20 protein-coding genes are annotated in these 18,658 nt (G+C 71.6%); 4 read left to right on the top strand and 16 right to left on the bottom strand.

Annotated elements, in window-relative coordinates; translation table 11 throughout:
- Positions 1-19: 19 nt before the first annotated feature.
- The 10 genes from I6J71_RS41340 to I6J71_RS41390 form a co-directional block, all read right to left on the bottom strand.
- Positions 20-352, bottom strand: coding sequence for a hypothetical protein (locus tag I6J71_RS41340; protein ID WP_204091820.1), 333 nt, complete (start codon positions 350-352; stop codon positions 20-22).
- Between the two features lie 12 nt (positions 353-364).
- Positions 365-805, bottom strand: coding sequence for a hypothetical protein (locus tag I6J71_RS41345; RefSeq protein ID WP_204091821.1), 441 nt, complete (start codon positions 803-805; stop codon positions 365-367).
- Positions 805-1,641 (bottom strand): NADH-quinone oxidoreductase subunit J, encoded by an 837-nt coding sequence (locus I6J71_RS41350; RefSeq protein WP_204091822.1) that lies wholly within the window; start codon positions 1,639-1,641, stop codon positions 805-807. The genes I6J71_RS41345 and I6J71_RS41350 overlap by 1 nt, the downstream gene beginning before the upstream one ends.
- 468 nt (positions 1,642-2,109) lie before the next feature.
- A complete protein-coding gene (gene hemB / locus I6J71_RS41360; RefSeq protein ID WP_204091823.1) occupies positions 2,110-3,081 on the bottom strand; it encodes a porphobilinogen synthase in 972 nt (323 codons plus the stop codon).
- Between the two features lie 22 nt (positions 3,082-3,103).
- A complete protein-coding gene (locus I6J71_RS41365) occupies positions 3,104-3,505 on the bottom strand; it encodes a type II toxin-antitoxin system VapC family toxin (protein WP_204091824.1) in 402 nt (133 codons plus the stop codon).
- Positions 3,498-3,662, bottom strand: a complete 165-nt coding sequence (locus I6J71_RS41370) for a hypothetical protein (protein WP_239154200.1) — start codon at positions 3,660-3,662, stop codon at positions 3,498-3,500. Before I6J71_RS41370 ends, I6J71_RS41365 begins: the two co-directional genes overlap by 8 nt.
- Before the next feature lie 148 nt (positions 3,663-3,810).
- Complete coding sequence (locus I6J71_RS41375) at positions 3,811-5,343, bottom strand: bifunctional uroporphyrinogen-III C-methyltransferase/uroporphyrinogen-III synthase (RefSeq protein ID WP_204091825.1); 1,533 nt, start codon at positions 5,341-5,343, stop codon at positions 3,811-3,813.
- 94 nt (positions 5,344-5,437) lie between these two features.
- The gene (gene hemC, locus I6J71_RS41380) at positions 5,438-6,385 is read right to left on the bottom strand and encodes a hydroxymethylbilane synthase (protein WP_204091826.1); all 948 of its coding nucleotides are present in this window, start codon (positions 6,383-6,385) and stop codon (positions 5,438-5,440) included.
- A gap of 3 nt (positions 6,386-6,388) precedes the next feature.
- Positions 6,389-7,714 (bottom strand): glutamyl-tRNA reductase, encoded by a 1,326-nt coding sequence (locus I6J71_RS41385; RefSeq protein WP_204091827.1) that lies wholly within the window; start codon positions 7,712-7,714, stop codon positions 6,389-6,391.
- Positions 7,711-8,622: a redox-sensing transcriptional repressor Rex gene (locus I6J71_RS41390; protein ID WP_204091828.1), complete on the bottom strand. Its 912-nt coding sequence runs from the start codon at positions 8,620-8,622 to the stop codon at positions 7,711-7,713. The genes I6J71_RS41385 and I6J71_RS41390 overlap by 4 nt, the downstream gene beginning before the upstream one ends.
- Before the next feature lie 269 nt (positions 8,623-8,891).
- On the opposite strand from I6J71_RS41390, the gene I6J71_RS41395 reads away from it, so the two are divergent.
- On the top strand, positions 8,892-9,518 hold the full coding sequence (locus I6J71_RS41395; protein WP_204091829.1) for a hypothetical protein: 627 nt from the start codon (positions 8,892-8,894) through the stop codon (positions 9,516-9,518).
- 22 nt (positions 9,519-9,540) lie between these two features.
- Here the strand turns inward: I6J71_RS41395 and I6J71_RS41400 are convergent, their stop codons facing one another.
- The 3 genes from I6J71_RS41400 to I6J71_RS41410 form a co-directional block, all read right to left on the bottom strand.
- Positions 9,541-11,100, bottom strand: a complete 1,560-nt coding sequence (locus I6J71_RS41400) for a molybdopterin-dependent oxidoreductase (protein WP_204091830.1) — start codon at positions 11,098-11,100, stop codon at positions 9,541-9,543.
- Positions 11,101-11,170: 70 nt separating this feature from the next.
- Complete coding sequence (locus tag I6J71_RS41405; RefSeq protein ID WP_204097504.1) at positions 11,171-11,389, bottom strand: glutaredoxin family protein; 219 nt, start codon at positions 11,387-11,389, stop codon at positions 11,171-11,173.
- A 34-nt stretch (positions 11,390-11,423) separates the two neighbouring features.
- A complete protein-coding gene (locus tag I6J71_RS41410; protein WP_204097505.1) occupies positions 11,424-12,947 on the bottom strand; it encodes an AMP-binding protein in 1,524 nt (507 codons plus the stop codon).
- A 281-nt stretch (positions 12,948-13,228) separates the two neighbouring features.
- Here I6J71_RS41410 and I6J71_RS41415 point away from each other — a divergent pair, with 281 nt between their 5' ends.
- From I6J71_RS41415 to I6J71_RS41425, 3 genes are all read left to right on the top strand, one after another.
- Complete coding sequence (locus tag I6J71_RS41415) at positions 13,229-13,933, top strand: sigma-70 family RNA polymerase sigma factor (protein WP_239154201.1); 705 nt, start codon at positions 13,229-13,231, stop codon at positions 13,931-13,933.
- A gap of 101 nt (positions 13,934-14,034) precedes the next feature.
- Entirely contained in the window at positions 14,035-15,123 is a 1,089-nt protein-coding gene (locus tag I6J71_RS41420) for a DUF5667 domain-containing protein (protein ID WP_204091831.1), read from the top strand.
- 121 nt (positions 15,124-15,244) lie between these two features.
- Positions 15,245-16,150, top strand: a complete 906-nt coding sequence (locus I6J71_RS41425) for an HAD family phosphatase (RefSeq protein WP_204091832.1) — start codon at positions 15,245-15,247, stop codon at positions 16,148-16,150.
- On the opposite strand, the gene I6J71_RS41430 is transcribed toward I6J71_RS41425, so the two are convergent.
- The 3 genes from I6J71_RS41430 to I6J71_RS41440 all read right to left on the bottom strand — a co-directional run bounded on the left by I6J71_RS41430 (position 16,147) and on the right by I6J71_RS41440 (position 18,583).
- Positions 16,147-17,112: a lysophospholipid acyltransferase family protein gene (locus tag I6J71_RS41430; protein WP_370542251.1), complete on the bottom strand. Its 966-nt coding sequence runs from the start codon at positions 17,110-17,112 to the stop codon at positions 16,147-16,149. The two genes, I6J71_RS41425 and I6J71_RS41430, sit on opposite strands and share 4 nt — an antisense overlap.
- A 44-nt stretch (positions 17,113-17,156) precedes the next feature.
- A complete protein-coding gene (locus tag I6J71_RS41435) occupies positions 17,157-18,203 on the bottom strand; it encodes an NAD-dependent epimerase/dehydratase family protein (protein ID WP_204091834.1) in 1,047 nt (348 codons plus the stop codon).
- Between the two features lie 278 nt (positions 18,204-18,481).
- Positions 18,482-18,583 (bottom strand): 30S ribosomal protein bS22, encoded by a 102-nt coding sequence (locus tag I6J71_RS41440; protein WP_007030867.1) that lies wholly within the window; start codon positions 18,581-18,583, stop codon positions 18,482-18,484.
- Between the last annotated feature and the right edge of the window lie 75 nt (positions 18,584-18,658).

Raw genomic sequence — 18,658 nt, forward strand, 5'->3', positions numbered from 1 at the left:
GGCCGTCCGACTTGCGAAGTCAGCGCTTCTTCGTACGGTGGCGCGTACGCACCGCGAGCAGGAGCTGACGAACCGCGTCCACCACGAGCACCGCGGTCACCGCGCCGAGGCCGAGCGCACCCGCGATGTGCCCGCCGAAGTAGCGCTGTGAAGTGAGCTGCGCGCCGTCGGCGGCGGTAGTGGTGACCGTGACCACCCCCGCGTGCCACAGCGCGAACGCCGCCCACAGCACGAGCGCGGCCACGACCACTTCGCCGAGCGCCACGAGCGCCCGCCACGGCTGGTTGAGCCGCGCGTTGGCCTGTTCCTCGGGCCACAGGTCCGCACCGGTCGGCTGGGGAAGGTCGATCACGGGTTCAGCCTCTCACTTCCGGTTGGTTTCCACGAGCCGGCCGAGGGCGGCTTTGAGGGCTTCGACGTCTCGGGCCCACGCGAGGACGACCGTGCCGTCGGCGAGCTTCACGGGCAACTCGTCGTACTTGTTCGGCACGCTCCAGCCCCCGCCGAGCACCCGCGCGCCGACGGGCGTGCCGACGTCGGTGACGTCCGCGATCTTGTCCGCTTCGATGCGCTCACGGCCTTGGCGCAGGCCGTCGGTCGTGACGGCCAGCGAGAGGAAGCGCCGCCGCGCGTACACCCACGGGATCGTCAGCACGCACAACGCGAACGCGACCATCAGCCACGGGACCCAGTGCACAGGCCCGCCCGTCGCCAGCTCCGCCAGCGCCCCCAGGACGGCGAACAGTGGTCCCCAGACGAGCGCGACCCAGCCGACGCCGGGTTCGGAGTAGAACGCGCGGTCCATCAGAGCTTCTTGGGGATCTTCGGGAAGAAGTCCCGCGTGCTCGGCAGGTACAGCAGCACCACCAGGATCACCAGCAACAGCGAGGAGATCACCGAGAACACGCTGCGCACGATGCCCAGCTGGAACACGAGCCCGAGGACGGCCAGCAACGTCACCACCGTGCGCGCCGACCGCGTGCCCTCCCGGGCCTTGTACGCGAACAGCACCATGATCGCCCCGTAGCAGAGCGCCCCGACGAACAACGCCCACACCAGGGTGTTCGCGTTGGACTGGATCTGCGCGACGTCGACCTTCCGCCCCGCCGGGACGGCCTTGACGGCCTGGTCGACGAGCTGTTGCTTGAACAGGATCGTGACAACCTGACCCAGCAGCAGCACGACCGACGCGCCGATGGTGAGGATGAACGCGGCCTGGATGGACCCGGGCGGTTTCGGGCGGTCCGGGGCGGCGTCCACAGCGACCGGCTCGACGCCGGCTTTGGGGAAACCGGAGATGGGTGGCGCCTTGGGGAAGCTGCCGGGCTCCGGCTGCTGTCGTGCCTGCGTCGGCTCGGGTTCCGGCGCCTGCGGCTCCTGCTGTGGCTGCCGTTGTGCCTCGGGGGCGTCGGCTGCCGCACTCGACTCTCGGGCCGGAGCGTCGCTCTTCGCGGTAGCCGCAGTCTTCGCGGCCTCATCCGATGCCGGCTGCGGCTTCTCGACCTCGGTTGCCTCGGCCGATTCGCCGCCCTGCCCCGCGGGTTCCGGCTCTCCGGCATCAGCGGCCGGCGGCGCGACATCCGGCGTTTTGCCGCTGGTCAGCCCCGCGGGTTCCGTGCTGTTGTCGTCCTTCTCGGCCACCTGGCGACTCTAGCTCAGCCGCCCTGACAGCCGGGCGGCAGACGCCGCAGCAGCCGACGTCCCGCCCTTGCATCCCGCCTGGAACAAACCCCACCACGGCGTGGAGCGCCCTGGTTCCATTTTACCGGCCACCACCGACGAGAACGGCCGCACAGCAGGGTTGTGCACTGGGCAGGCGAGTTGTGGACAACCGGGGCGAGACCCGCTCACGCTTCTCCGTGGATCGATGTCGCATCAGCCAAGCCAAGGCTCCCCCGCCGGGCAGTGTCACACCAGCCGAGCCGCCGACCTCAGCCGACCCGAGCCGCCGACCTCAGTCGAGCCCAGGCGGCGCTTCGGTAGCCCAGTACTTCAGGATCAGGTCCGCGCCCGCACGGCGGATCGACGTGAGCACCTCGCACACCCTCCACTCGCGGTCGAGCCAGGCTCCCCCATCGAGCAGTACCGACGTCAGCCGAACCGCCGGCCTCAGTCGAGCCAGGCGGCGGCTTCGGTGGCCCAGTACGTGAGGATCAGGTCCGCGCCCGCACGGCGGATCGACGTGAGCACCTCGAGCACCGTCCGCTCGCGGTCGAGCCAGCCGTTCGCCGCGGCGGCTTCCACCATCGCGTACTCGCCCGAGATGTTGTACGCCGCGACCGGCACCGGGGAGATGTCGGCGGCGGCCTTCAGGACGTCCAAATAGGACAGAGCCGGCTTGACCATGATCATGTCGGCGCCTTCGCCGAGGTCGAGCTCGATCTCGCGCAGGGCTTCGCGCGCGTTGCCCGGATCCTGCTGGTACGACTTGCGGTCGCCCTTGAGCTGGGAGTCGACGGCTTCGCGGAAGGGGCCGTAGAACGCGCTCGCGTACTTGGCCGCGTACGCCAGGATCGCCTTGTCGCTGTGGCCCACCTCGTCGAGCGCGCGGCGGATGACGCCGACCTGGCCGTCCATCATGCCGCTCGGTCCGAGCACGTGCGCGCCCGCTTCCGCCTGCGCCACCGCCATGTCCGCGTAGACGCGCAGGGTCGCGTCGTTGTCCACGGCGCCGTCCGCGTCGAGGACACCGCAGTGGCCATGGTCGGTGAACTCGTCGAGGCACGTGTCGGCCATCAGCACGGTCGCGTCGCCGAGTTCGGCCCGCAGGTCGCGCAGTGCGACGTTGAGGATCCCGTTCTCGTCGACGGCACCGGACCCCTCGGCGTCGCGCGTCGCGGGGATGCCGAACAGCATCAGCCCGCCCACGCCCGCGTTCACCGCGTCGACCGCGGCTTTGCGCAGCGTGTCCCGCGTGTGCTGCACGACCCCCGGCATGCTCTGGATCGGCCGTGGCGCGTCGATGCCCTCCGCCACGAACATGGGGAGGATCAGCTGACGCGGACGCAGCGTGGTCTCACCGACCAGCCTGCGCATGGCCGGCGTGGTACGGAGCCTGCGGGGTCGATGCTCGGGGAACACGCCCTCCACGGTACTCCGGCGCTCAGCCGACTTCTTCGGCGAGTGCGCTCGCCCGCACGAGCCGGCGATCAGTGGTCAGCACCGTGGTTTTCAAGCGCGCGGCCAGCTCGATGTACAGCGCATCGGACAGCCGGAGGTCAGCGCGCCGGGCCCACGCTCCGGCCACGAGCTCGGCAACCGGATGCCGCGTGAGCGGAAGCGCGGTCAGCGCACCCAGCCCGGTCTCGACCTCGGCGACGCTCAACTCACCCGCGCGCTGCAGCCGGCCCAGCGCGGAAAGGACTTCGGCATCCAGCTGCGCGGGTGCGTGCAGCACGGTGCCGCGCAAGCGTTTCCTCGCCGCATCCGCATAGTCGGTGCCCGCGAGGAGATCAACGAGGACGGAAGCAGCCAGTACCGCGACTTCGGCCGCTGATTCAGCCATCAGCCGAGTCGCCCAGCTCGGAGCGGGCGGCATCGATCGCGTCCAGTACCGCGGCGTGCGAAACCCCACCGCGCGGCGCCGGAAGGTTGCCGAGCCAGCTGTCGATGGCCCGCCGTTGCAACGCGTCGGCAAGCGCAGCCTGGACCAGGGCGCTCACGTTGAGGTCCGCCCCTTCACCCGCTCAGCCAGCTCGTCGGGGACGTATACGTTCATCCGCGCCATACACACACGTCGGCGTCCTGAAATGAAGAAGGGCTCCTCCCTCGAATCGACATCCGGGGAGGAGCCCTTTCACCCCAACACCGTCAGGAGCGACGCGCCCGCTTCGCCTTGCGCGGCGGCGGCAGCGCGCCCTCGGCGCGGAGCCGGGCCGCGTGTTCGGCCAGCGCGTCCACCAGGTGCGGCACGTCGGCCTTCTCCGGCTGGACGTCCACCCGCAGCCCGAACTCCACGGCGGTTTCCGCGGTCTTCGGGCCGATGCACGCGACCAGCGTGCGCGTGTGCGGCTTGCCGGCGATGCCGACGAGGTTGCGCACGGTCGAGGACGAGGTGAAGCAGACCGCGTCGAACCCGCCGGTCTTGATCATCTCGCGGGTTTCGGCGGGCGGCGGCGCGGCGCGCACCGTGCGGTAGGCCGTGACGTCGTCGATCTCCCAGCCGCGGTCGCGCAGGCCGGCCGACAGGGTTTCGGTGGCGATGTCGGCGCGCGGCAGCAGCACGCGGTCCACCGGGTCGAGCACGTCGTCGTACGGCGGGAACTCGGCCAGGAGCCCTTCGGACGATTGCTCAGAGGCGGGCACGAGCTCGGGGATGATGCCGAACGAGCGCACCTTGGCGGCCGTCGACTCGCCGACGCAGGCGATCTTCACGCCGGAGAACGCGCGGGCGTCCAGGCCGAACTCCTCGAATTTCTCCCACACCGCGCGCACCGCGTTGGTCGAGGTGAAGACGATCCACTGGTAGCGGCCGTCGACGAGGCCCTTCACCGAGCGCTCCATCTGTGCGGGGCTGCGGGGCGGCTCGACGGAGATCGTCGGCACCTCGTGCGAGGTCGCGCCGTGGCTGCGGAGTCGGTCGGCCATCTCGCCGGCCTGCTCCTTGGTGCGCGGCACCAGCACCTTCCAGCCGTACAGCGCGCGCGACTCCCACCACGACAGCTTCGAGCGGTGCCCGGCGGCCTGGCCGATGGTCACGATCAGCGGGCCGACGAGTTCACCGGCGTCGTTGGCGAGCGTGGCCAGCGTGGTGTCGAGCGTGCGCTGGGTGTTGATGGTGCCGTTGGCGGTCACGGCGACCGGCGTGGTCGCCGGCGTGCCCTTCTCCGTCAGCTGGCTCGCGGCCTCGGCCAGGTGCGCCGAGGTGGCGTGCAGCACGAGCGGTCCGGGCAGCGCCGCCAGCGCGGCCCAGTCGACCTCGCCGCGGACGTCGACCTCGGTGTGGGTGCCGCCGAGCGCGACGCCCGCGTACGCCGGCACCGCGGCGCCGGGGGAAACACCCGGGATCACCTCGAACACGGCGGACGTGCGGGCCACGGCCTGCACCTCCGCGACAACGGCGGGGCTGGTCAGCGGGTCGCCGGCGACCAGGCGCAGCACGAGCCGCCCGGCCTTGGCCTCGGTGGTCAGGTCCTTCGACACGTCGGCGGGCTCACCGACGGCGGGCCGGACCTCGGCGCCGGGCGCGGCGAACGCGAGGACGGCTGCCGGCACGTCGGGGTCGGTCACCACGACCTCGGCCTTGGCGAGCAGCTCCTGGGCGCGGACGGTGAGCAGCCCGGCGTCACCGGGGCCCGAGCCCACGAAGGCGACACGCCCAGCGGTCTTGCGAGCGGGGGTCATCTCTGGCGATTCTCCTGTCAGGCGGCCGGATGCGTCGACGAGGCAGCCGGCCGCAGGTGGGTGGTGCAGGTCGTTCGGGTCGGTGACGCCGGCGTCACTGGGCAGGGCCCAGCAATGCACCGGCCCCCAGGTCGAGGAGCTCGGCGGCCAACGTCCGGCCGAGCTGCTCCGCTTCGGCGAAGTCGGCGAGTGCGGATGCCCGCAACATGTCGACCGCGCCGTTCTCGCCCTCGACGGCCGCGGTGCCGCGCAGCGAGATCCGTTCCACGACCGCGCCCTCGGAGTCGAGGTCCTCGACGATCTCGGCGAGCGCGCCCACGGGCGCGCTGCACCCCGCCTCGAGCGCGGCCAGCAGGGAACGCTCGGCCGTCACCGCGGCCCGCGTGCCCTCGTCGTCCAGTGTGGACGCGAGCAGGTGCTCGCAGTCCACGTCTTCGGCCCGGCACTCCACCGCCAGCGCCCCTTGCGCGGGAGCGGGCAGCATCTGGATCGGGTCGAGGGTCTCGGTGATCACCCCCGCCAGGCCGATCCGGGCCAGACCGGCACGCGCGAGCACCACGGCATCGAGCTCGCCGTCGGTGACCTTGCGCATGCGGGTATCGATATTGCCTCGAATCGGCACGATTTCCAAACCGAGGCCCAGCGCCCTGAGCTGCGTGGTGCGCCTCGGCGCGCCCGTGCCGACCTTCGAGCCCGGCGGGAGCTCCCCCAACGTCAGCCCGTCGCGGGCGATCAGCGCGTCGCGCGGGTCTTCGCGCGGCGGCACGGCGGCCAGCACGATGCCGGGCTCCGGCGCCGTGGGCAGGTCCTTGTAGGAGTGGACGATGACGTCGATTTCCTTGCGCAGCAAGGCTTCCCGCAGCGCGGACGTGAACACGCCGACGCCGATCTGCGGGATGGGCGCGCTGGAGGTGTCGCCGGGGGTGGTGACGGTGACGATCTCGACCTCGGCGCCGGTGGCCCGGATCTTCTCGGCCACGGTCTCGGTCTGCGCGACGGCGAGCTTGCTGGCGCGCGTCCCGATGCGGATCACTCTGTTCACTGCCTACTTCTTCTCGATTTCTGGCGGCCGCGCCATGGGGTTAGTGGGGCTCGCCACGGCCGCGGGGGCCTGCGGGTCGAGGCAGAACAGCTCGCGCAGCGCGTTGGCGTAGTCGGTCTCGGCCGTCTCGGCGGCCAGCTGCTTCACGCGCACGGTGGGCGCGTGAAGCAGTTTGTCGACGACACGGCGGACCGTGCGGCCGACTTCTTCACGGACCTGCGAATCGAGGTCCGGGAGGCGGTTGTCCAGACGCAGCAGCTCGCCGTCGACCACCTCGGCCGCGCGGCGGCGCAGCGCCGTCACGGTCGGGGTCACCTCGGCGCTGCGCTGGCCGGCGAGGTAGTCGCGCACCTCGTCGAGCACGATGCCGGTGGCTTTGGCCGTCTGGCGTTCGGTGGTCGGGGCGCCGGCGTCGCGCATGCGGCGCTGGATCGTCTCGAGGTCGACCACGGTCACGCCGGCCAGCTCGGCCACGCCCGGGTCGACGTCCTTCGGCAGCCCGAGGTCGCACACGACGAGCGGCCGGCCCACGCGAGCGGGCACGTGCCCGGGCAGGAACACCGCGTCCTGCGCACCGGTGCACGACACCACCACGTCGGCCAGCGCCACGGCGGCGGCCAGCTCCGACAGCGGCACGGCGCGCGCGGGCACGCCCTCGTCGGCGGTCTTCTCGGCCAGGCGCGTGGCCTTGGCCTCGGTCCGGTTGGCCACGGTGATCTCGCCGATGCCGGCCTTGCGCAGCTGCGCCGCGGTGAGCGCGCCCATCGAACCGGCGCCGACGATCAGAGCGTGCTTGCCCGCGAGATCACCGGCGGCGGCGAGCGCCTCGGACACCACGGACGCGCCCAGCTGGTCGAGACCCGTCTCGGAGTGCACGCGCTTGCCGACGCGCAGCGTCGTCTGGATCAGCTCGTGCAACGTGCGGCCGACGGTGCCGGCTTCCCGGGCCGTGGCGTAGGACGAGCGGACCTGGCCGAGGATCTGCGTCTCCCCGACGACCATCGAGTCGAGGCCCGACGCGACGGAGAACAGGTGCTCGACGGCCGCGCCCGCGTAGTGCACGTACAGGTTGTCGTAGAGGTCCGCGGGCTCCATGCCGGCCTGGCGGGCCAGGACCTCGGAGACGTCGTTGACGCCGCCGTGGAACGTCTCGACCACGGCGTAGACCTCGATGCGGTTGCACGTGGAGACCAGCATGGCCTCGCTCACGTGCTCGGCCTGCTGCAGGTCGTGCAGCACCTTGGTGACCGCTTCGGCGGGCACCGCGGCCCGCTCGAGCGTGGTCAGCTCCGCACTTCGGTGGGAGAGCCCGACCGCCAACACGCTCATCCGCGCACCACCATTCCCAGACCGCCGTCCGTGTGCCCGTTGCCCGAGCCGGTTGTTTTGCGACTGCCATTGTCGATCGGCAAGCCGGCGTCGGGTAACCCGGTATTCCCCTGAACTGCCAGGGCGTCATCGGCACGGCGAGCCACGTGGAACGAGAGGATCTGGAGCTCGACCGCCAGGTCGACCTTCCGGACCTCGATGTGCGCCGGCACCTGGAGCACCACCGGCGCGAAGTTCAGTATGCACTGGACGCCGCCCGCTACCAGCCTGTCGCACACGGACTGCGCAGCGGTAGGAGGTGTGGCGATGATCCCGATGGAAATCTGCCGTTCGGAGCAGACGCGTGGGATTTCGTCCAGGTGCGAGACGGGGAGACCCCCTACGGGAACCCCGATGAGGTCGGGGTCGAGGTCGAACAGCGCCTCGACGGGGAAACCACGGCCGGGGAAGCCGCCGTAGTTGGCGAGCGCGTGACCGAGGTTACCGATGCCGACCACGGCGACGCGGTGCTGGCGGGTGAGGCCCAGGATGCGTTCGATCTGGCTGACCAGCACCTGCACCTCGTAGCCGACGCCGCGCGTGCCGTACGAGCCGAGGTAGGACAGGTCCTTGCGCAGCTTCGCCGAGTTCACGCCGGCGGACGCGGAGAGCTCCTCGCTCGAGACGGTGGTCGCGCCCTGCTCCGCGAGGCCCGAAAGCACCCGCAGGTACACGGCGAGGCGGGCGACGGCCGCCTCGGGGATCTGCTTCGCGCGGACTGCGGTGTCCAGGGTCTCCGACCCGACGGCCGGCATCTCCGCAGTGGGCGCGTTGTCGGCATCCGGCGCGCTGCGCCTGCCTTTCGCAGCTCGGCGAGGTGGTGTGGCGGGCGGTTCGGCACCGCTGCGCCTCCCCCTCTGTGTCACCACGCCGGTCCACTCCTCGAAAGTAGGCAGTTCCCGATTCAGCCGAGTCACTTGACCCCGCGTCGGACGTCCGGTTGAATGCCGGGCTTTTCGCGGGACGGTTCCCTACGGTAGTCCACTTGTGAACGCACGCACAAAGTCACTGGTCATCGACATGACGCGGCGCACACCAGCCGCCCGATCAGGTGACCGTGGCCGGGTGCGCGCGTGCGTGCCGGCCGCGCCGGGCAAGATCCTCTGCGCTTGTTCCGACTTCGGAGGTGCGCGGGCCCATGGCCACCAACTGGATCTGGTACGTCATCGTCGCGGTCGTCGCGATCGGCTACGCCTACTGGCGCTGGCACGGTTACCAGGCCCGCCGCTCGGCCATCCGGAAATTCGCGGCCGACCGCGGCTGGACCTACACCGAACACGAGCCAGCCCTGCTGAGCCGCTGCCACGGCCGCCCCTTCGGCGGCTACGGCGAGCGCCGCCGCGCCTGGCACGCCGTCACCGGCCGCCGGCACAACCTCGACGTGCTCTCCTTCGAATACAGCGAGGTCGTCGGCAACCTGGGCCGCGCGCGCCGGTTCTGGCAGCAGTTCACCGGCGTCCGCCTGCCCTTCCCCTCGCACGAGCTCTTCGCCGTCCGGCGCCACAACTTCAGCCACCTCGCGCGCGGCCTGGGCTTCCTCCACGCCGACACCCCCGACGACACCTTCGACCAGGACTGGTTCACCTCCGGCTCGTTCACCCCGGAGCTGAAGCAGTGGGTCCAGCAGCACCGCCGCCCGTTCCGCGTGGCCGCCGGCGTGCTCGAAACCTGGGAGCACGGCCGCTTCCTGCCCGAGCGCGTGGAGCCGGCTGTCGCGGATCTGGCCGAGCTGGTGCCGCTGGTCAACGCCGTCGCGGGCCGGTGACGGCGTTCACCGGCGGCCCGGCTCAGCTCGCGTTGACCACCACTGAATGCCACCCCGAAGCGCCGTTCGGCACCGGTTCCGCAGCCTCTTCCGTCTGGGTGTAGCCCGACTGGTCCGTGGCCCGCACGGTCACGGTGTGGCTGCCCGCCGAGATGGGCAGCTGCGTCCACCACATGCGCCACGTGTCCTTGTTCACCTCGGTCGACAGCACCGCCGGCTGCCACGAACCCTGGTCGACGCGGACCTCCACTTTGGCAATGCCGATGTGCTGTGCCCACGCGGTGCCGGCGACCCGCAGCTTGCCCCCGGTGGCCGTGGCGGTGTCGATCCGGGATTCGGTTTTGATGGGCGCCTGTTCGGCCCAGCCACGCTGGAGCCAGTAGGACTGGCGGGCGTCCCAGCGGGCGAATTCGAGGTCCGTGACCCACTTGGTCGCCGACACGTAGCCGTAGAGGCCCGGGATGACGATGCGCGCGGGGAAACCGTGTTCGACGGGCAGGGGCTCGCCGTTCATGCCGATCGCCAGCATGGCGCCGCGGGCCGGGTCCAGTGCCACCGACGCCGGGGTGCTGCAGGTGAAGCCGTCGACGCTGGTGGCGTACATCTGTTCCGCGGCCGGCTGCACGCCGGCGGCGTCGAGCAGGTCCACGAGGTCGACGCCGATGAACTTGGCCGTGGAGATCAGGTCGCCGCCGACTTCGTTGGAAACGCAGGTCAGCGTGACCTCGCGCTCGACGAGGGGGCGCGAGCGGATGTCGGCGTACGAGAAGGACACCTCGCGGTCGACCATGCCGTGGATCTTCAGGCTCCAGTCGTCCGTGCGCACCTGTGGCACCACGAACGCCGTGTCGATGCGGTAGAAGTCCGCGTTCGGCGTGATGAACGGCGGTGAACCCAGCTTCTGGAAGTCGGCGTCCGGCGGCAGTGGCGGGGCCTTGCGGGCGGCCACCAGCGGACCGACGGCCGCGCGCGACTGGTCGGCGCTGCCGGTGCTCGAAATGGCCTGGCCGGCAACGGCGGCGACCCCCGCGCCGGCGGCCACGCCCAGCCCGCGCGTCAGGACCTGCCGGCGCGTCGGGCCGTCCGCCGGGCCGACGGGGGGTGCCGGTAGCGCGTAGTGGTGCAGCCACGTGAACACCAGCACCGAAGCCACCAGGGCGACCACCGGCGCCAGCAGTGCGAGCTGCCCGACGTCGGTGCGCTGGTAGACCGCCGCGACGCCCGCGATGCCGAGCACGACCACGACGATCTGCCCGCCGCGTGGCGTCCGCCGCGAGACGGCGCCGGCCAGCACCGCGAACAGCACCAGCACCACCGCCAAACCGACCTTCAGCACGGTCTTGTCCGCCGTGCCCAGCGTCTGCTCCGCCCACACGACCACGGCGTGCGGGCTGTGCGCGATCACGAAGTCGGCGACGGCCACGAACGGCGACGCGTTGTAACCGACGAAGCCGGCGATGAGATGCCCCACGCCCAATGCGGTGACCAGGGCGGCCAGCCCGATCAGCGACGCCACGGGCAACGACAACCGCCGCGGCTCCGGGGGCTTGACGACCGGAGGGGCTTCCTTCAACGCGCTCACCCCACCATCTTCGGCGGGTCTGGCCCCCGAAACAGCCGGGAACCCTTACGGCTTGCTTACCGACCCGGGATCAATCCGACAGGGCGCGCCGGAACCGGTCTTCCTCCACCCGCCAGTACCCGTGTTCCGCGCCGTCGATGAGGATCACCGGCACCTGCTCGCCCCACTCGGCCCGCCACTCGGGGTCGCTGTCGACGTCCGCGACCTCCCACGCCACGTCGAGCTCACCGCAGATCCGCGCGACGTCGGCCTCGGCCACCTCACAGAGGTGGCAGCCGGCGCGGCTCATCACCGTCACCTTGTGCACAGCGGAATTCTAGGGCTCAGCGCAGCTTCAACCGCCGCAGCTTGCCCGTCGCCGAGTGCGGCAGCGTCTCCGCGAACTCCACGAGGTGCGGCACCTTGTACCCGGCCAGCCGCGCGGCGCACTGCTCGGTCACCTGCTGCTCCGACAGCGCCGCGCCTTCGGCCGGCACCACCACCGCCTTCACGGCCTCGCCGCTGCGTTCGTCGACCACCCCGACCACGGCGACCTCCGCCACGCCCTCGAGCTGCGAGATCACGTCCTCGACCTCGTGCGGGTAGACGTTGAAGCCGTTGACGATGATCAGGTCGTTCGCGCGGTCGACGAGGTGCAGGTCGCCGTCGGAGTCGAGGTAGCCGACGTCGCCGGTGCGGAACCAGCCCTCGGCGTCGGGTCCGTGGGACCCGTCGGGCCAATAGCCGGAGAACAGGTTCGCGCCCCGGATCGACACGAGCCCGGTGTCGCCGCCGGACTCGAAGACGTCGTCGACGTCGTCCGGGTCGAGCGGCACGTCCTCGGCCCCGCCGTCGCTGTCCACCAGCCGCAGCTCGATCCCCGGCAGCGGCCGTCCGACGGAGCCGGGCTTCGGGTACCCCGTGACCAGCGTCGACGTGACCACGGGCGCGCACTCGGTGAGGCCGTAACCCTCGTAGACGTCGTGGCCGGTGGCTTCGCGGATCGCGGCGAGCACGCGCGGGTGCAGCGGCGCGGCACCCGACGTCATCATCCGCACGGTCGCGAGCCCGCGCGCCAGCTCCTCGGCGCCGAGCGCGGCGAACTCCGTGTACATCGTGGGTACGCCCGCGATCGACGTCACGCGGTGCTCGGCGCAGTCGGCCAGGGTCCGCGCGGGCTCGAAGCGCTCCGAGAGCACCATCGAAGCCCCGGCCGACGTGGCGTGCAGCAATCCGGGGCCCAGGCCGTAGACGTGGAAGAGCGGGATGGTCACGAGCACGCGGTCGTCGTGCCCGAGCACCCCCTCGACGCCGCTGAGCTGCTCGAGGTTCGCCAGCAGCGCCCGGTGCGACAGCATCACCCCGCGCGGCGGCCCGGTGGTGCCGGACGTGTACGAGATCACCGCGATGTCTTCGCCCGCGCGGCCGAGGTCCACGGGCTCGCCGCCGGCGGTGCCGCGCGGCGGCAGGCCGGTCACGCCTTCGGGCAGCTCGGTGCCGGCCAGGTCGGCACGCTGGACGACGAACCGCGCTTCGCAGTGCTCCAGCAGGTGGTTCAGCTCCGGTGCGGGTGCCTGCGGCGACAGCGGCACGGCGATCGCCCCGGCGCGCAGCACGCCGTACAACGCCACGGCGAAGTCGGCCGACGTCGGCAGCCGGAGCACGACCCGGTCCCCCGTCTCGACGCCGGACTCGCACAGCAGCCGCGCGTGCGCGTGGGCCGCTTCGTCGAGCTCCCGCCAGGTGAGCGTCGCTCCCGTGCCGGTCTCGGTGATGGCGGTTTCGTCCGCCCACCTGTCCGCCGCTCCGGTCAGCAGCTGCGCGACACCCTCCACCGGGCCCCCTTTCCTGCCGTTGCCCTTCGTCATTTTGTCACCCGGCACGGGGACACCGCGCGATCGTCGCACCTCCGCTACCCCAGGACCTCTACCTACTTCGCGGTAACAACACGTATGCTGCACTGCGTCGCCGGGTGGCGTTGATCACTACCGGGTGACCGGAGACAAGGAGTCACTGTGCCGAACCTGGGCTGCGCCGTCGTTGTCGTGGACAACGCAGTGCGGCCCGCTCCTGCTCTCCCGAGGACCCGGAGCACCGCTCACGCCGGAGACCGCCCGTGCGGCCCCGCGACCGCAGGAGGTGCCGTCCGGTGACGCTCCCGACCGCCGCGAACCGCGGCCCCGTCGTCATGTTCGCCGAACGCGCGTTCGGCAGGGCCGCCGCCGTCCCGTTGACCCGCGCGCCGGGCACGCCGCACGTCCCGGACACCGCCGAAGCCGCGAAGGCCGAGGCGTGGGACCTCGTGCGCGCCGCGCAGGAGGGCGACTCCTCTGCGTTCGGCAGCCTGTACGACCGGTACGTCGACGTCGTCTACCGCTACGCACTGTTCCGGCTCGGCGACCGCGACCTCGCGGAAGACGTCACGAGCGAGACGTTCCTGCGCGCCTTGCGCCGGATCACGTCGGTGAGCTACCAGGGCCGCGACGTCGGCGCGTGGTTCGTCACGATCGCCCGCAACCTGATCCTCGACCACGTGAAGTCCAGCCGGTACCGCCTGGAGGTCGTGACCGACGAGGTCGCGGAACCGGGTGCGCCCCCGGTCTCGCCCGTCGGCCCCGCGGCACAGGCGGGGCCCGAGCAGCAGGCCATCGCCGGCGCGACCCGCACGGAGCTGCTGCGTTGCGTCGCCGAACTCGGCGAGGACCAGCGCGAGTGCATCGTGCTGCGGTTCCTTCAGGGCCTGTCGGTCGCCGAGACGGCGCGGGTGATGAACCGCAACGAGGGCGCGATCAAGGCGCTGCAGCACCGCGCTGTCCGCCGGTTGGCCCAGCTGCTGCCCACCGGGTTGCGCTGACTTTTTTCACGTCCCGGCGCAACCGTAACTTCTGCCCGTTCTTAATCGTTTCTCCACGAGACCGGCGGTCAGGGCCGGCGTGGTGGAGACGGAGCAGCACCGTGGGCGTGCCCGGGTGGTTTTCGCGTGAGCGAACCGAGAGCGAGCGGTTCGACCGCGCCCTCGATCCCTCGCCCGTGCGGCGCGACGGTGAGTTCGCCGACGAGCTGGCCGTGGTGGCCGCCCTGCGCTCCCTGGGCGAAGCGGGCTCGCCGGACGCGGAGACGCGCGAGCGCATCCGGGCGGAAATCGAGGACCGGCTGGGCGAACCCATCGCGCGGCGGCGGTGGAGGCCGAAGATGGCCGACCTTGTGGCCGCCGGCATCGCGCTCGTGCTGGGCCTGGTGGGGCTGACGCTGCTGCTCTCGCGGGGAGCTGTGCCGGGCGAAGCGTTGTACAGCGTGAAGCGCGCGGGCGAGGAAACGGCGCTGGGCCTGACGTTCGGCGCCGAGGCCAAGGCGCGCAAGCACCTCGAATTCGCGGGGAACCGCGTGAGCGAACTGGGGACCATGACGGACGCGTCGCCGGCCGCGTACCGGACCGCGCTCACCGACTTCGGCAGCGACGTCCGGGCCGGCGTGACGACGTTGACAACGTTGGCGACGGGCGGCAACGGGCGCTCACCGCTGGCGGAACTGGCGACCTGGACGCGGCAGCAGGAGCAGCTGCTGGCGACCGAACAGGCACGGATCCCCCCGGCGGCACGCGCCGATCTGACGAGCGCCCGTGGCCTGCTCACGCGGGTGCAGCAGCGCACGACGGCGCTCGTGTCGCGGCTGAACTGCTACGAGATCACCACGGGCGGCTCCGACGAGCTGGGCGTGATCCCGGCGCGCGGCGCCTGCACGCAGCAGCCCGCGCAGCCCGGCGGCCCGGCGCCGGCGAGCCCCGCGCCCGCGACGCCCGTCCCGGCCGCACCCGGTGCGCCGGTGACCGAGCCGTCGGCACCGTCGTCGGACCTGGCCGTGTCCAGCACACCGGCGGCGGGGTCGCCGACGCCGGCCCCCGGCGTGTCGACGACCCCGCCGGTGTTCCCGCCGCCGATCACCGCGCCGACGAGCCCGCGCCTGCCGACACCGACGAGCCCGCCACCGCCGTTGATCTCCGTCCCGCCGCTGCTACCGGGGCTGCCGCCGATCGTCATCGGGTGATCACCCGGACGGCATCAACCCCTGATCGAGGGCCTCGCCACACCTCCAACGAGTGAGTCGGGCGGTCGCTACGCTGTCCGTCAGGACCCGGTCGTACCCGGCCGCGGGGACGTGCCCGAACGTGGAGGCGGTGTGCGTGTCAGCTTGGCGTGGCAAGGATAAGAGTCAGGAGCTCGAACGGCTCGCCACGCTCGCGGGCGAGGCGTCGGCCGAAGCTGCCGCGACCACCGCCAACGAGCCGGCCGTCCCGCCGGCGCCGCCGGACCTGACCGCGGCCGCGTTCTTCGACGTGGACAACACGATGATGATGGGCGCGTCGATCTTCTACTTCGCGCGCGGACTCGCGGCGCGCAAGTTCTTCACGTCCGCCGACCTCGCCGGTTTCGTGTGGCAGCAGGTGAAGTTCCGCATCGGCGGGCGCGAGAACAAGGAGGACATCAAGTCCCACCGCGAACGCGCACTGTCCTTTGTGGCCGGTCGGACCGTCGAAGAGCTCACGAGCATCAGCGAGGAGATCTACGACGAGCTCATGGCCGACAAGATCTGGTCCGGCACGCGGGCGCTGGCGCAGATGCACCTCGACGCCGGCCAGCGCGTGTGGCTCGTCACCGCCACCCCCATCGAGCTGGCGGGGATCATCTCCCGCCGGCTGGGTTTGACGGGCGCGCTGGGCACTGTCGCGGAGACGGAGGACGGCGTTTACACGGGCCGCCTCGTCGGCGACCTGCTGCACGGCCGCGCGAAGGCCCACGCGGTGCGCGCGCTGGCCTCGCGCGAAGGGCTGAACCTCAAGCGCTGCACGGCTTACTCGGACTCGCAGAACGACGTGCCCATGCTGTCGGCCGTGGGCACCGCCGTGGCCGTCAACCCGGACAGCGGCCTGCGCGACGTGGCCCGCGCCCGCGGCTGGGAGATCCGCGACTTCCGCACGGGCCGCAAGGCCGCGAAGATCGGTGTGCCGTCCGTCCTCGGCGCGGGCGCTGTGGCCGGCGCCGTCGCGGCCGGGATGGCCTACCGGCGGCGTTAACCCCGGAACACGTTCTTGCGCCGCGCCAACCGGCGGTACAGCGTGTGCTGGATCGACTCCCGGACCTGATCGGTCACCGTGAAGACCAGCATCGGGTCGTCGACGGCGTCCGGGGTGTACTCGTCGGTGCGGACGGGCTCGCCGAACTCGATGGTCCACTTCGTGGGGAGCGGAACGGCGCCCAGCGGGCCCAGGAGCGGGAAGAACGGCGTGACGGGGAAGTACGGCAGGCCCAGCACGCGCGCGAGCAGCGGGATGTCGCCGATCTTCGGGTAGGTCTCTTCGGCGCCGACCACGGAGACGGGGATGATCGGCACGCCCGCGCGCATCGCGGTGGACACGAACCCACCGCGGCCGAAGCGTTGCAGCTTGTAGCGCGAGGAGAACGGCTTGCCGATGCCCTTGAACCCTTCGGGCCACACCCCGACGAGGTCACCTCCCGCCAGGAGCCGTTCGGCGTCCGCCGCGCAGGCCAGTGTCTGGCCCGACTTGCGCGCGAACGAGCCGACCAGCGGCAGCTTGAACACGAGGTCCGCGCCGAGCCCGCGCAGGTGCCGCCCGCCCGTCTCGTCGTGGACGGCGACGGCGGTCATCAGCGCGTCGAGCGGCAGCGTGCCCGAGTGGTTCGAGACGAGCAGCGCGCCGCCGGCCGTCGGCAGGTTCTCGACGCCGAAGGTCTCGACGCGGAACCACTTCTCGTACAGCGCGCGCAGCGGCGGCAGCACGAGGGTCTCCGTGAGCTCGGCGTCGAAGCCGAACTCGTCGACGGTGTAGTCGCCCGTGAGGCGGTGGCGCAGGAACGTCAGCGCGGACCGCACCGGCTCCGGCAGCACTTCCGGCGACGACGGCTGTGATACCGGGGACACCGGGGGCTCGGCGGCCGGGAACGCCACCACCGGTGCGTCCCCCTCCCGCGAGGGGGCGGGCTGCGTAGCAGAACCCCGCCCGTGCAAGGGAATCACCTGGGCCTCGATCACGCTGTGCGCCTCACTTCCCGTCACGGGGCTCACCGGCCTGCCTGCCCGGTCGCGGCGGCCACCAGCACCTTGCCGGCGAGCGAAGCCAGCCGGGCGCCGTCGAACACCGGGCGCAGGCCGCGGCCCGCGATGTAGTCGTCGAACGCCTCACGCGTGGTGAAGCGCGGCTGGTAACCGAACTCCTTCTTGAGCTTCGTGGTGTCCACGACCCGCCCGAAGTTCAGCAGCCGGACCTGGTCGGCGGAGAAGTCGACCACGCGCGCGCCCCGCAGCACCTTGCCCACCGACGGAACCACGGCGCTCGGCATCGGCAGCCCGAGGCGGCCCGCCCGGCGGATCGCCTGCGACAGCGTCAGCACACCCTCCGAAGCCACGTTGAACACTCCTGGCTTGTCGTGGAGCGTCGCCTGTTCCAGCACTGCCAGCGCGTCGGCCGCGTGCAGCAGCTGCAGCCGCGCGTCGTAACCGAAGACCGTCGGCACGACCGGCAGCGCGAAGTAGCGCGAAAGGACGGTGTCGACCTCGGGGCCGATGATGTTGGCGAAGCGCGCGAGTGTGACCGTGATGTCGGGCCGGCGCCGGGCCAGCCCGCGCACGTAGCCCTCGACCTCCACGGCGTCCTTCGCGTACCCGCTGGACGACGTGGGGATCAGCTCCGACTCCTCCGTGAACACCGCTTGCGACCGCGCCCCCGCGCCGTACACCGCGGCAGTGGACTTGACCACGAGCTTGCCCACCTTCGGCGAGCGCTGGCACGCCGCGAGCAGCCGCATGGTGCCGATGACGTTGAGCTCCTTGACGGCCGACCGCCGGCTCGGCCCGGCCGGGTGGGCCAGGCACGCCGCGTGCACGACCGTGTCGACGCCGGCGCTGCTGATGACCTTCGCGATCAGCGGGTTGCGGATGTCGGCGCGGACGAACTCCGCGTGGCCCATCCGCTGCAGCACGTCCTTGGCCGGCGGGGCGGTGTCGACGCCGATCACGCGTTCGAAGGCGGAGTTGGTGCCGAGCCGCGCGAGCAGCTTCCCGCCCAGATCGCCGGCGACCCCGGTGACGAGCACGATGTTCGACGGCATGTGACTCCCTGGTGCGGCTGGCGGTGGAGAGGGGGTGGACGTTCACCCGAGGTGCGCGAAAGTGCCCGCCACGAACAGGCACTCGCCAAAGCATCGCGCTGACGCACCCGCCATGTTACTGGCGCCGAGGGGTGGCCTGACCAGGTCTTACTCGCTATTTACAGCTGGACGCCCGGAATGCGGTGAAGGCCTCACTCAATCGGGGGAGGCGGCCCAGAACATGGACGTGGCCCGTCCAGAGACTGGACGGGCCACGACGCTTCAGCCGCGAATCCGGCTCACTTACCGGCCTTGCGACGCTGCACTCGCGTGCGGCGAAGCAGCTTGCGGTGCTTCTTCTTGGACATGCGCTTGCGGCGCTTCTTGATCACGGAACCCATGGGCGCTCCTCAGTTCGTCGTCGGTCACGCTGCCCGGCGCAGCGTCCAACGGGTGGAGCGCACAGGCACGAGCGG

The organism is Amycolatopsis sp. FDAARGOS 1241 (assembly GCF_016889705.1).
Classification (GTDB): Bacteria; Actinomycetota; Actinomycetes; order Mycobacteriales; family Pseudonocardiaceae; genus Amycolatopsis.